A 12,553-nucleotide genomic window follows, 5' to 3' on the forward strand; every position below is an offset into this window, starting at 1 on the left:
ATTGCCTTTCGTGCAGTTCGCGGCTGGCGGCGTCGAGGGGCCATGGCGCGGGGTCGCGTGCCTTTGAAGAAAAACGCCTTACAGGCGTGTAATTTAGGTATCACATAGGTTGGCGCGTCCGAAAGGCATCGTGACTCGGGCTTCGGCTAGGGTTGTGTGAGTAATCACTGCCCGAGGATGCGCCCAGCGCTGGCGATTCGCGTCGCGGAGGCGGCGAGAGCGAAGCGGAGCAGGCTCGCGAGGTCAAGGGAAAGGACTAGACATGAGCGAATCGGGACTGTTTGAAAAGCCCGAGAACAAGGTGGGGCTCACCGGCCGTCCCTTGAGGGAGTTCAAGGAGCCCGAACCCCTGCTCAAGCACGGTCCGGCGACGATTATCGCGATGTGCAACCAGAAGGGCGGCGTGGGCAAGACCACCTCCACCATCAACTTGGGCGCCTGCCTCGCGGAGGCGGGGCGCAGGGTGCTGCTCGTCGACCTCGACCCGCAGGGCGCGTTGTCCGCGGGGCTCGGAGTCCCGCACGACGAGCTCGAGGTGACCGTGTACAACCTCCTGGTGGACAGCCATTCGTCGATTCACAACGCCATCCACAAGACGGCCGTGCACGGCCTCGACCTCGTCCCCGCCAACATCGACCTGTCTGCCGCGGAGATCCAGCTCGTCAACGAGGTGGGCCGCGAGCAGACGCTCGCCCGCGCGCTGCGCCCGGTGATGAAGGACTACGACTATATCATCCTGGACTGCCAGCCCTCCCTCGGCCTGCTCACCGTCAACGCGCTCGCCTGCGCCCACGGGGTCATCATCCCGATGGAGTGCGAGTACTTCTCGCTGCGCGGCCTGGCGCTGCTCACCGACACCGTGGAGAAGGTGCGCGACCGGCTCAACTTCAACCTGGAGATCGTGGGCATCCTCGTGACCATGTTCGACCGGCGCACCACCCACGCCCGCGAGGTCATGTCGCGCGTCGTGGAGGTGTTCGAGGATCGCGTGTTCGACACCGTCATCACCCGCACCGTGCGCTTCCCGGAGACCTCGGTGGCGGGTGAGCCGATCATCACGTGGGCGCCGAACTCCCAGGGCGCCCAGCAGTACCGCCAGCTCGCGCGCGAGGTCATCGAGCGCACGAGCAACTAATGCCCGTGGCGCCGCATGCCGAAGGCGTCGAGAAGCGATAAAAGGACACCGTGAGCCAGCACGTTCCAGACAACCAGCCGGAGATCACGGGCTTTCGCATTGTCTTGAACAACTTCGAGGGCCCGTTCGACCTCCTGCTGCAGCTTATTCACAGCAAGAAGCTCGAGGTCACGGCGGTTTCGCTCGCGCAGGTCACCGACGAGTTCGTCGCCTACACGCGGCAGCTGGGTGAGGAGGCGGAGCTCGACGAGATCACCGAGTTCTTGGTCATCGCGGCGACCCTGCTCGACCTCAAGGCGGCCCGGCTCATCCCGCGCGGCGAGGTGGAAAGCCTCGAGGACCTCGAGCTGCTGGAGACCCGCGACCTCCTGTTCGCCCGGCTCCTGCAGTACAAGGCGTACAAACAGGTCGCCGACCTGTTCGCGCAGTGGCAGCTGAAGGCCCAGCGCCGCTACCCGCGGCTGGTGGCGATGGAGGAGCGGTTTGCCGAGCTCCTGCCGCCGGTCACCCTCGGTCACGACCTGGCCAGCTTCGCCGAGATGGCCGCCGGGGTGTTCCGCCCGCGCCCGCCGGAAACGGTGGCCACCGGCCACATCCACCAGGTCGCGGTCTCGGTCCCTGAGCAGGCGGGAAAGATCCTCGACACGCTGCGCCTAGCCGGGATCGACACGTGGCTAAGCTTCGACGCGCTCACCCGAGATTGCTCGGTGTCCATGCAGGTGGTGGGCCGATTCCTCGCCCTGCTCGAGCTGTACAAGGCCCGGGCCGTGGACGCCACCCAGGAGGAGTCCCTGGAGGAGCTGCTCGTGAGCTGGACGGGGCTGGAGGTCGACCCGGCCGTGGTGGCGGCCTCGAATTGGACCTAGCTGCAGCTAGGAGAATGAGGCGGCCGCAGCTCAACCGGAGGCCGACGCGGGCGAGGGGCCAGTGGGGCGAGTCACCCCGTGACGGAAGTTGCCAAGTACTATCAAAGGGAATGCTGTCACGGAAATGGCGATGGGAGGGAAGGTCGCTGTGGGAATCGTTGTCGTAGCGGGTCTTTCCTCTGGCGTGGGCAAGACCACCGCGGCCGCCGCCCTGGTGCGCGTCCTCCGCGACCGCGGGAACGATGAGGTCATCCCGGTCAAGGTCGCCCGCCTCGCGCAGCGGCCCATGGAGGGGGACATCGGCACGATCGAGAAGCTGACCGGGGTTAAGGGCCTAGACTTCTCCGCAGAACCGGACCCAATCTCCCGCGTCAAGGAGCTGTCCGACCAGGGCAAGATGGTGGTCGTGGAGGGCTCCGGCGGGCTCAGCGTCATCCTCCGCGACAACATGACCATCGCGGACATCGCGGCGAAGCTCGATGCCCCGCTCGTGGTGGTCTCCGGCATGGCGCCTGGCGCGGTCTCGCTGGCGGTCCAGGCGGTCCAGTTCGCGCGCTCGTGCGGCGCCCGCGTCATCGGCGTCCTCGGCGGAAAGCTGCCCGCGGGCGCCGACCTGCGCACCCGGCTCATCCTCATGGAGGTGTCCAAGGCGACGGGCGTGCCGTTCATCGGCAGCCTCAACGACGGCGTGGGCTCGCTCGCGGGCGAGGCCTTCGCTGAGGCCACCAAGACGATCTTCCTGCCCGAGGACCTGTAGCCTAGCGCTCCCGTTTCGCGAGGTAACGCCCCAGAAATAGCGTTGCGACGCCCACCGCGATGGCTACCAGCCCGCAGAGCAGGAAGTAGCGATCCTCCGCGGCCTTGCTCGACGGGTCGTAGAACTCCGAGATGGTGCCCGCCAGCGAGTTGCCAATCGCCAGGGTGAGGAAGTACAGGGCCGAGAACCGCGTGCGGAAGGCCCGCGGGGCGTGCGCCGTGGTGGCCGCCATGCCGATGGGGCCCACGAAGAGCTCACCGACGGTGATCACCAGGATCGCGCCCGCGAGCACGGCGAACGGCGTGGAGTTCTCGCCGCCGCCGGTGTAGGGGAGAAGCACGAACATGCCGAAGCCCGCGATGACTACTCCGAGCGACATCTTCGTCGCGCTGGCGGGCGCCTTGGTGCCCAGGCGGTGCCAGAGGTAGGCGATCGGGACGGCGAAGAGCGCGAAGAAGAACGGGTTGATGGCCTGCGTCCATGCCGCGGGAATCTCGAAGCCGAGCACGTGGCGGTCAAGGCGCAGGTCGGAGTAGACGGCGAGCACGCCGTAGATTTGGTTGGCCAGCGAGTAGAAGGCGCAGGCGGCGAGGAAGACGGGAATGTAGACGATCATCCTCCTGCGTTCGGCGGCGCTGACGGCGGGCGAGCGCAGCATGAGCGCGTACATGACCCCGGCCGTGGCGAAGATGGCCACGAGCAAGGCGCGCGCGAGCTGGGTGGGGGACAAGGCCCCGCTGGCGGTGGCGACGACCACGCCGCCGAGGACCAACACCCCGACCGTCACGGAGACCGTAGCTGCCCGAGGAGCGGCGGGCGTCGGCGGATGGGTGATCTCGTACCGCGTGGTTTCGGAGACCTGCGCCAGCATAGGGGCACGCAGGGCGAGGTAGATGACCACGCCCAGGATCATGAGGACAGCCGCCGCGCCGAAGCCGACGTGGAAGGAGTAGGCGGTGGACAGGTAACCGGTGAGCAGCGGCCCGCCCACGGCTGCGAATTGGATGCCCAGGTAGAAGTATTGGAACCCGACGTCCCGGTCGGCGCCGCGGTCGCAGTATACCGCGCCGAGGACGGTAATGGCGGCGGTCTTGAGGCAGCCGGAGCCCACCGCGATGAGGGTGAGGCCGAGCGCGAGCGCCGGGATGCGGTCCCCGAAGCTCAAGACCAGGTGACCGGTCACGAGCATCCCCGCGCCGAGGAGCAGTGTTTTCTCCGTGCCGAGGAACCTATCGCCGAGCCAGCCGCCGATGAAGGTGCACAGGTACAGAAGCGCCCCGTAGGCGCCGAGCAGCGCCGTGGCCTGTGTCTTCTCGATGCCGAGGCCGCCTTCGGTGGTGGCGTAGTAGAGGTAGTAGACCAGAATGGCCTGCATTCCGTAGAAGCTGAACCGTTCCCAGGACTCGATGCTCACCATGGAGGCGGTCGCGATGGGATGCCTGCGTGTCGGACGGGGGCGGGACCCTCCTGTGGGGGATGGGCCGCTTGAACGCTGTTCAAGTTGAGTCATAGAATGCATTATTGCCTAAGGGATCAGCTATAACCGCATTTCCTCGCCTAAAATGAACATCGTTCAATGATCGGGCAATGCCCAATCTGAATGTTCTTTTCATGAAGGCGGGTGTAGGCTGCGGCTTTGCCCCGCGAGGGCCTAGAGCGCCAGGTGACCGGATGCTCCCCTCACGCGGGGGTGGCGGCACAAGCGGCACGGCAGCCACCCTCCCGACCCGGCGACGACATCACCCACCCACCCGGCACCCCCAGCCAGAAAGGCCCCTTGAGTCCCTTGACCACCCACGCGCACGACGCAGGCGAGATGATCGACTTCGACCAGCGCCACATCTGGCACCCGTACAGCCCAACCCCGGCCAAGGTCGATCCCGTCCCCGTCGCCAGCGCCGAGGGCGCCTACCTCACCCTCGCGGACGGCCGCAGGCTCATCGACGGCATGAGCTCGTGGTGGGCGGCCGCCCACGGCCACGGCCACCCCGCGCTGAAACAGGCCGCGCACGAGCAGATCGAGCGCATGTCGCACGTCATGTTCGGCGGGCTCACCCACGAACCCGCGGTCCGCCTCGCGGAGAAGCTCATCGGCATGGCGGACGAGCCGCTGCAGAAGGTGTTCTTCTCCGATTCGGGGTCCGTGGCCGTCGAGGTCGCCATGAAGATGTGCTTCCAGTACAGCCGCGGCATCGGCCACCCCGAGCGCACGCAGCTTCTGACCTGGCTCAACGGATACCACGGGGACACGTTTGCCACCATGAGCGTGTGCGACCCGGATGGCGGCATGCATTCGCTGTGGGGGGACCTGGTCATGGAGCACGTTTTCGCGCCGGCCCCGCCCGCCCGGGGCGTGGACGAACACACCATCCGCGCCTACCTGTCGGAGATGGACGCGCTGGTCACCGAGAAGATCGCCGGCATCATCGTCGAGCCGGTCGTGCAGGGCGCGGGAGGCATGCGCTTCCACGACGAGGCCGTCGTGCGCGGCCTGCGAGAGATCTGCGACCGCCACGGGATCCTGCTCATCGCCGACGAGATCGCCACCGGCTTCGGCCGCACCGGCGCGCTGTTTACCACCCAGGCGGCGGGCGTCACCCCGGACATCCTGTGCGTGGGCAAGGCGCTCACCGGTGGATTCATGTCGCTCGCGGCAACACTTGCCACCGACGAGGTCGCGCGCGCCATCGACACCCCCGAAGGCGGCGGGGTGCTCATGCACGGCCCGACGTTCATGGGGAACCCGCTTGCCTGCGCCGTCGCGGTCGCCTCCTTGAGCTTGCTTGACGACGGCCAGTGGCGCCGCAACGTCGCGCGCATCGAGTCGGAGCTCACCGCGGGACTTGCGCCCTTGGCGCAGGCTCCCGGCGTCGCCGACGTCCGCTGCCTCGGCGCCATCGGCGTGGTCGAGCTCGAGGAGCCGGTGGACATGGCGATGGCCACGGCCACCTGCGTGGAGACCGGGGTGTGGCTGCGCCCCTTCGGCAAGCTCGTCTACACCATGCCGCCGTTCATCGCGACCACCGAGGAGGTCACGGCGATCTGCCGGACCATCGAGGAAATCGTCACCAGGCACGCGGCCGCAACGGGCACCGAGTCCTAGAAAAGCACTTGCCAGGAAAGCACGGAGGTAAAACCATGAGCATCATCTTCATCACCGGCACCAACACCGACGTCGGCAAGACCATCGCCACCGCGGCGCTCGCGTCGCAGCTGCGCGACGCCGGAAAGAAGGTGACCGTCCTCAAGCCGCTGCAGACCGGCGAGCCGGACGGGGCGGGGGACAAGTTCACCGTCGAGCGGCTCACCGGCATCCCCGGGCGCGAGTTCGTCCGCTACCCGGAGCCGCTGGCGCCGAACCTCTCGGCCCGGCGCGCGGGGATCCCCCAGGCAAAGTTGGGAGACATCGCCGAGGGGATCGCGAAGCTGCACGCGGAGCTGGAGGTCGCCGACGGCGCCGAGGCGGTGCTGCTCGTCGAGGGCGCGGGAGGCCTGCTGGTCAGGCTCGCCGACGACTGGACGCTCGCCGACCTCGCCCGGCGGGTGGGCGTGCCGCTGGTCGTGGTCACCTCCATGGGGCTGGGGTCGCTCAACGCCGCCAAGCTCACCGTGGAGGCCGCCGCCCGCCGCGGGATCGAGGTGCTAGGACTTGTCGGCGGCAGCCTTGACGCCGACCCGGATCTGGCCACCTCGCTCAACGTCGAGGAGATGCCCGTGGTCACCGGCGTCCCGCTCCTAGGCTGCGTGCCGGCGGGCTCAGGTGCGCTCGGCAAGGATGAGTTCTGCACTACGGTGCGCGGGACGCTGGACCTTCGGCCCATTCTGGATCGCTGTTAGCGTCTTGCTTGTCGACGTGTCACCTTTGGTTTTTCGTCGACAAGCAAAAACAACCGCCGACTTCTCCTAGCAGTTGCATAAAAATGGCCTGTCTGCCTGCTGGAATGCGCGGTTTTTCCTTATGCTGGAAGGCGACACTGTCAATCATTTAGCACGAAGGACGTAACCCCCGCCGCATGGAAATTCTCATCGGGCTCATTGCGCTGCTGTTTACGACGGTCGCGATGGTGGTGATTGGCGAGCGAACCGGGCTCCCGTGGCCCGCGCTGCTCGCGGTGGTCACCGCCGCGGCCATCTTCTTCCCGTGGATGCCCAGCGTGGACATCCCCGCGGACATGATGCTGCCCATCTTCATCCCGCCGCTTCTGTGGGCGCTGGCCAGGCGCACGAGCTGGGCGTCGATCAAGCGCAACTGGCGTTCGGTGTTTTTCCTCGCGATCCTGCTCACCATCATCACGGCGGTGACGGTGGGGGCCGTGGCCTACTGGCTGGTCGGTCCGCTGAGCCTCGCGGGCGCACTCGTGCTGGGCGCTGCGATCAGCCCGCCGGATCCCGTGGCCGTCGACGCGGTGGCCGAGCCCGCGGGCGTGCCGCGGCGTCTGACCGCCACGCTGCAGACGGAGGGTCTGTTCAACGACGCTGCCAGCATCGTGGTGTTCAACCTCGCGCTCCAGGTGCTCACCGGCGGTGAGGCCGTCGGCTGGGGTGAGGCGGTGCTGACGTTTTTCTATTCCGCGGGTGCGGCCTTCCTGCTCGGCGTGGTGATCGGCAGGCTGGCAGCGTGGGGCGCGAACTTCTGCATGGACCCGGTCTCCCGCAACGCGCTGACCTGGGTGATCCCTTTTGCCACCTATGTCGCGGCCGAGGAGATTCACGCCTCGGGCGTGATCGCGGTGGTTATCGCGGCGATCGTGTTCAACGGCCGTTTGGAAGTGGGAGCCGAGGACCGGCTGTCGGGTTCGGCCTTCTGGGAGGTCGTCGAGCTGCTGTTCACCGGCGTGGCCTTCGGGCTCATCGGGCTCAGCGCGCGCGATGCGATCGAGCAGGTCGGCAGCCAGCTGTGGCACGCGGTGTGGCTGGGCGCGGTACTCTCGCTTGTTGCTTTCCTCGTCCGCCTGGTCTGGCTCTACGGCCTGTACGTGTTCAAGAGCCGCACGGGCAGCCGCACGGGCGCGCCGCTGCGGCTCCAGGAGGTGCTGCTGCTCGCCTGGGCGGGCATGCGCGGGCTGGTGACCCTGGCGTTGGTGCTGTCCGTGCCCGCCACCGCAGGGTTTAGCCTCTACCACGAGCTTCCGGTCATCGCCCTGGTCGTGCTGCTGTTTACCATGGTCATCCCCGGGCTTACGCTGCCGTGGCTCATGCGGCGGCTCAACCTGCACAAGGGGCCCGACCCCTTCGGCGACAACGCCCGCGAGGAGCTGGTCGCCAGGGCCCGCGCGGCGGCCACGCGCGCGATGAACCGCCACTCCAAGTCCCTGCCGCCCGAGGCGCTCGAGAGCATCCGCGGGCGGTTCCTCGAGGAGACCCACACCCACGAGGAGGACGAGGCCGAGAGCGTCGAGGAAAAGCAGCGCAAGATGCGCGCGAAGGCGCGGAAGTTCCAGGAGATCCAGGTCGAGGCGCTCAAGGCCTCGCAGTCGGAGCTGCTGCGCGCCCGCCGCGAGCGGAACATGGACCCGGCGGTGGTCGACGACGTGCTTTACGAGATCGACGCCCAGCTGCTCGTGGCCGAGAAGCGGCTCGAGCACAAGCGTGAGGAACACCCGCCGAAGGCGTCGACAAGCATGCTCGAGGGCTAGAATGAGTGCCCGCACGCGCGCGAACCCGGGCGCGCCGATCGAAGGAGAACAATGAGCGGATTCAACTCGCCCCTGCGCTCGCAGATCGAGTCGATCCTCCTCGTCGTGGACCAGCCGGTCACCCCGACGCAGCTCGCACGCGCGGTGGAGGCGGAGGTGCCCACGGTGCTCAGCGTGCTGCGGCAGATCTCCAACGAATATATCGAGCGCGGAAGCGGCTTCGACCTGCGCGAAACCGAGGAGGGCTGGCGGCTGTACACGGTGCAGCGCAACGCAGGCGTAGTGGAGAAGTTCCTCCTCGACGGCTCCCAGACCAAGCTCTCGCGTGCTGCGCTGGAGACGCTTGCGGTCATCGCCTACCGGCAGCCGGCCACGAGGGCGCAGGTCTCCGCGGTGCGCGGCGTCAACGTCGACGGCGTCATGCGCACGCTCCAGCTGCGCGGGCTCATCCGCGAGGTGGACATGGAGGACGCCCACGGCGCGCACTTCTACGAGACCACCGAGCTCTTCCTCGAGCTGCTCGGCATCGACTCGCTCGAGCGCCTGCCGGACCTGGCGCCGCTGCTGCCGGAGATCGACGCGATCGACGAGCTGTACTGATCGGATCGGTTTGTCTTTCGCGCGTAGACCGCCTAAGCTGGTGTTTTCGTCCTCGGTCGGCTAAGATGTCCGAGGGATTTTACAACCGCATACACTTCATTCGATAGGACTATCGTGAGTAACACCGCTCGCCGAGATGGCACACCGGACAAGAAGCGAGGCCACGCCTCGCAAGGAAAGCGCCCGCACCGGGGTCAGGGGAACCCCGCGGGGCAGAAGAATCGCCTGGGCAAGCCCAAGCAGGCAAAGCCCACCAAGCAGCGCAGGGTCAAGGACTCGGAGATGATCGTCTCCAACGCCCGCCCGGCGCGCAAGCAGCACGTTCACCGCGGTGAGCTCAAGGGCGGCTTCCAGGACAACGGCGAGGGCATTCGCCTCCAGAAGGTTCTCGCCCAGGCAGGCGTCGCTTCTCGACGCCATGCTGAGATCCTCATCGACGCGGGCCGCGTCGAGGTCAACGGCAAGATCGTCATGGAACAGGGCGTGCGGGTTCACCCGAACACCGACGTCATCCGCGTCGACGGCGTGCGCGTGAACGTCAACGAGGATCACCAGTACTTCATCCTCAACAAGCCGCGCGGCCTGCACTCCACCATGAGTGACGAGCTGGGGCGCCCCTGCATCGGCGACATCGTCGGCGAGCGCGTCTCCGCCGGTCAGCGCCTGTTCCACGTCGGCCGTCTCGACGCCGACACCGAGGGCCTCATCCTGCTCACCAACGACGGCGAGCTGGGCAACCGCCTCATGCACCCCAAGTACAAGGTCTCCAAGACCTACCTCGCCACCGTCATGGGCGAGGCCGACCGCCACCTCGTGCGCACCCTGGAAAAGGGCATCGAGCTGGACGACGGCCCGGCGAAGGCCGACTTCGTGCAGATCGTCGACGTCCACCAGGGCAAGTCGCTCATCCGCATCGAGCTGCACGAGGGTCGCAAGCACATCGTGCGCCGCATGCTCAAGCAGTGCGGCTACCCGGTCATCCGACTGGTGCGCACGAAGATGCACACGGTTCAGCTCGGCGAGCTGACCCCGGGCGCCATGCGCGCGCTCAACTCCTCCGAACTGACCAGCCTGTACAAGGCGGTGGAGATGTAATGAGCGAGCTCACTACGATCAGCAACATGCCAGAAGGCGGCCTCATCGTCGCCGTGGACGGCCCCTCGGGCGCCGGAAAGTCCACCGTGTGCCGCGCGGTGGCTGCCAAGCTGGACGCGAAGTACCTCGACACCGGCGCGATGTACCGCGTGGCCACCCTCCACGTGCTGCGCGAGGACATCGACCCGGCGGACACCGCGGCCGTCATCGCCGCCACCGCGGACATCCCGCTGGCCATCAACGACGACCCGGCCTCCCGCGAGGTGCTCCTGGGCGGCGAGGACGTGTCCAAGGAGATCCGCTCCACCGAGGTCAACCGGACCGTCTCTGCAGTGTCGGCGGTGCCGGAGGTGCGCACCAACCTGGTGGCGCTCCAGCGCGAGCTGGCCACGAAGGCGCATCGCTGCATCCTCGATGGGCGCGACATCGGCACCACCGTTCTGGTCGACGCGCCGGTGAAGATCTTCCTCACCGCCTCCGCCGAGGTCCGCGCGGAGCGCCGCTTCGACCAGGAGCAGGCCTCGGGCATCGAGTCGACCTACGAGTCGGTGCTGGCGGACGTCATCCGCCGCGACGACCTCGACTCCAACCGGGCGGTCTCGCCGCTGCGTCCCGCCGAGGACGCGACCATCGTCGACACCTCCGAGCTGGGGCTCGAGCAGGTCATCGACACCCTCATCACGCTTATCGAGAAGTCAGCAGAAGGGAAGCAGTAAATGAGCGACAAGATCAACCCCTCTCAGCTGCCCGACGACGAGGATACGGTGGAGACCGTCTTCGTCTACAACACCTCCGGCGGCGAGATCGACGCCAAGGACGCCTACGTGGAGGAGGAGGTCTTGGCACCCGGCCAGGGCTACGCTGCGAAGGACTTCGACGAGGAGGAGTTCTCCGACTTCGACTTCGGTGAGGACGACTACGACGAGGAAGGCGACACCGAGTTCGAGTACATCGGCGGCGACACCGAGTTCGACGACGACTTCGAGCCGGAGTTCGACGACACTGAGTTCGCCTCCCCGGATTTCGGCGAGGGCTACTCCGACGAGGAGTGGGAGGAGGTCGAGCGCGCCTTCGGCTTCGACCGCGACGGGCACCTGCGCGAGAACCTGTGCACCGTGGCCATCGTCGGCCGCCCGAACGTGGGCAAGTCGACCCTGGTCAATCGCTTCATCGGTCGCCGCGAGGCCGTGGTGGAGGACTTCCCGGGGGTGACCCGCGACCGCATCTCCTACCTCGCCGACTGGGGCGGGAAGCGCTTCTGGGTGCAAGACACCGGCGGCTGGGACCCGAACGTCAAGGGCATCCACGGCGCCATCGCCCGCCAGGCTGAGACCGCCATGGAGACCGCCGACGTCATCGTCATGGTGGTGGACACGAAGGTCGGCATCACCGAGACCGACTCCGTCATGGCCCGCAAGCTGCAGCGCTCCGACGTTCCCGTCATCCTCGTGGCCAACAAGTTCGACTCGGACAACCAGTACGCCGACATGGCCGAGTTCTACGCCCTCGGGCTCGGCGACCCGTGGCCGGTCTCTGCCCAGCACGGACGCGGCGGAGCGGACGTCCTCGAGGAGATCCTGCGGCTGTTCCCGGAGGAGCCTCGCCAAGCCTCCATCGTGGAGGGCCCGCGCCGCGTGGCGCTCGTGGGCAAGCCGAACGTGGGCAAGTCCTCGCTGCTCAACAAGCTCACCGGCGAGGATCGCTCCGTCGTGGACAACGTCGCTGGCACGACCGTCGACCCGGTGGACTCGCTCGTCCAGCTCGACGAGCGCCTGTGGAAGTTCATCGACACCGCGGGCCTGCGCAAGAAGGTGAAGAACGCCCAGGGCCACGAGTACTACGCCTCGCTGCGCACCCGCAGCGCCATCGACGCCGCCGAGGTCTGCATCTTCATGATCGACAGCTCCGAGCCCGTCTCCGAGCAGGACCAGCGCGTCCTGGGCATGATCCTTGATTCCGGCAAGGCGCTCGTGCTCGTGTTCAACAAGTGGGACCTCATGGACGAGGACCGCCGCTGGGAGCTCGACCGCGAGATCGACCAGCAGCTGCGCCACATCCCGTGGGTCAAGCGCGTAAACCTGTCCGCGAAGACCGGCCGCGCGCTGAAGAAGCTCGAGCCGTTCATGATCGAGGCCCTGGACAACTGGGACAAGCGCATCACCACCGGCCAGCTCAACAACTGGCTGCGCGCCACCATCGCCCAGAACCCGCCGCCCATGAAGGGCGGCCGCGTCCCGCGCGTGCTGTTTGCCACCCAGGCCTCCACGCGCCCGCCGACGATCGTGCTGTTCACCACGGGCTTCCTCGACGCTGGCTACCGCCGCTACCTCGAGCGCAAGTTCCGCGAGTCCTTCGGCTTCGAGGGCACTCCGGTGCGCATCGCGGTGCGCGTCCGCGAGCGCCGCGGCAAGAAGTAGGGATCAGGGCGCACCCCTGCATCCAGCATGCCCCATCGGCCCCGTTT

The 12,553-nt window shown here is 67.3% G+C and carries 11 protein-coding genes; 10 read left to right on the forward strand and 1 reads right to left on the reverse strand.

Annotated features, from left to right (window positions below):
• Positions 1–262: 262 nt before the first annotated feature.
• From B843_RS06750 to bioD (B843_RS06760), 3 genes are all read left to right on the forward strand, one after another.
• Positions 263–1,135: a ParA family protein gene (locus tag B843_RS06750; protein ID WP_025252751.1), complete on the forward strand. Its 873-nt coding sequence runs from the start codon at positions 263–265 to the stop codon at positions 1,133–1,135.
• 50 nt (positions 1,136–1,185) lie between these two features.
• A complete protein-coding gene (locus B843_RS06755; RefSeq protein ID WP_025252752.1) occupies positions 1,186–2,001 on the forward strand; it encodes a segregation and condensation protein A in 816 nt (271 codons plus the stop codon).
• A 148-nt stretch (positions 2,002–2,149) separates the two neighbouring features.
• A complete protein-coding gene (gene bioD / locus B843_RS06760) occupies positions 2,150–2,758 on the forward strand; it encodes an ATP-dependent dethiobiotin synthetase BioD (protein WP_025252753.1) in 609 nt (202 codons plus the stop codon).
• Position 2,759: 1 nt separating this feature from the next.
• Here bioD (B843_RS06760) and B843_RS06765 read toward each other — a convergent pair whose 3' ends face one another.
• Positions 2,760–4,277: a peptide MFS transporter gene (locus B843_RS06765; RefSeq protein ID WP_025252754.1), complete on the reverse strand. Its 1,518-nt coding sequence runs from the start codon at positions 4,275–4,277 to the stop codon at positions 2,760–2,762.
• A gap of 297 nt (positions 4,278–4,574) precedes the next feature.
• Here B843_RS06765 and B843_RS06770 point away from each other — a divergent pair, with 297 nt between their 5' ends.
• From B843_RS06770 to der, 7 genes are all read left to right on the forward strand, one after another.
• Positions 4,575–5,861, forward strand: coding sequence for an adenosylmethionine--8-amino-7-oxononanoate transaminase (locus B843_RS06770; protein WP_038595995.1), 1,287 nt, complete (start codon positions 4,575–4,577; stop codon positions 5,859–5,861).
• 35 nt (positions 5,862–5,896) lie between these two features.
• Positions 5,897–6,595 carry a dethiobiotin synthase gene (gene bioD / locus B843_RS06775; protein WP_025252756.1) on the forward strand — a complete coding sequence of 233 codons (699 nt, stop codon included), beginning with the start codon at positions 5,897–5,899 and terminating at the stop codon, positions 6,593–6,595.
• A 176-nt stretch (positions 6,596–6,771) separates the two neighbouring features.
• Complete coding sequence (locus tag B843_RS06780) at positions 6,772–8,394, forward strand: cation:proton antiporter (protein ID WP_025252757.1); 1,623 nt, start codon at positions 6,772–6,774, stop codon at positions 8,392–8,394.
• A gap of 51 nt (positions 8,395–8,445) precedes the next feature.
• Positions 8,446–8,994 (forward strand): SMC-Scp complex subunit ScpB, encoded by a 549-nt coding sequence (gene scpB / locus B843_RS06785; protein WP_025252758.1) that lies wholly within the window; start codon positions 8,446–8,448, stop codon positions 8,992–8,994.
• Positions 8,995–9,276: 282 nt separating this feature from the next.
• The gene (locus B843_RS06790; protein WP_376780282.1) at positions 9,277–10,089 is read left to right on the forward strand and encodes a pseudouridine synthase; all 813 of its coding nucleotides are present in this window, start codon (positions 9,277–9,279) and stop codon (positions 10,087–10,089) included.
• Positions 10,089–10,805: a (d)CMP kinase gene (gene cmk / locus B843_RS06795; protein WP_025252760.1), complete on the forward strand. Its 717-nt coding sequence runs from the start codon at positions 10,089–10,091 to the stop codon at positions 10,803–10,805. The genes B843_RS06790 and cmk overlap by 1 nt, the downstream gene beginning before the upstream one ends.
• Positions 10,806–12,506: a ribosome biogenesis GTPase Der gene (gene der, locus B843_RS06800; protein WP_025252761.1), complete on the forward strand. Its 1,701-nt coding sequence runs from the start codon at positions 10,806–10,808 to the stop codon at positions 12,504–12,506.
• The last annotated feature ends 47 nt before the right edge of the window (positions 12,507–12,553 follow it).

This window comes from Corynebacterium vitaeruminis DSM 20294 (assembly GCF_000550805.1).
In the GTDB taxonomy this organism is placed as follows: domain Bacteria; phylum Actinomycetota; class Actinomycetes; order Mycobacteriales; family Mycobacteriaceae; genus Corynebacterium; species Corynebacterium vitaeruminis.

Coding starts and splice junctions, on each gene's coding strand:
- bioD (WP_025252756.1), top strand. CDS start 5,897: ATGAGCATCATCTTCATCACCGGCACCAACACCGACGTCGGCAAGACC.
- B843_RS06790 (WP_376780282.1), top strand. CDS start 9,277: ATGATCGTCTCCAACGCCCGCCCGGCGCGCAAGCAGCACGTTCACCGC.
- cmk (WP_025252760.1), top strand. CDS start 10,089: ATGAGCGAGCTCACTACGATCAGCAACATGCCAGAAGGCGGCCTCATC.
- der (WP_025252761.1), top strand. CDS start 10,806: ATGAGCGACAAGATCAACCCCTCTCAGCTGCCCGACGACGAGGATACG.
- B843_RS06750 (WP_025252751.1), top strand. CDS start 263: ATGAGCGAATCGGGACTGTTTGAAAAGCCCGAGAACAAGGTGGGGCTC.
- B843_RS06780 (WP_025252757.1), top strand. CDS start 6,772: ATGGAAATTCTCATCGGGCTCATTGCGCTGCTGTTTACGACGGTCGCG.
- B843_RS06770 (WP_038595995.1), top strand. CDS start 4,575: ATGATCGACTTCGACCAGCGCCACATCTGGCACCCGTACAGCCCAACC.
- scpB (WP_025252758.1), top strand. CDS start 8,446: ATGAGCGGATTCAACTCGCCCCTGCGCTCGCAGATCGAGTCGATCCTC.
- B843_RS06765 (WP_025252754.1), bottom strand. CDS start 4,277: ATGCATTCTATGACTCAACTTGAACAGCGTTCAAGCGGCCCATCCCCC.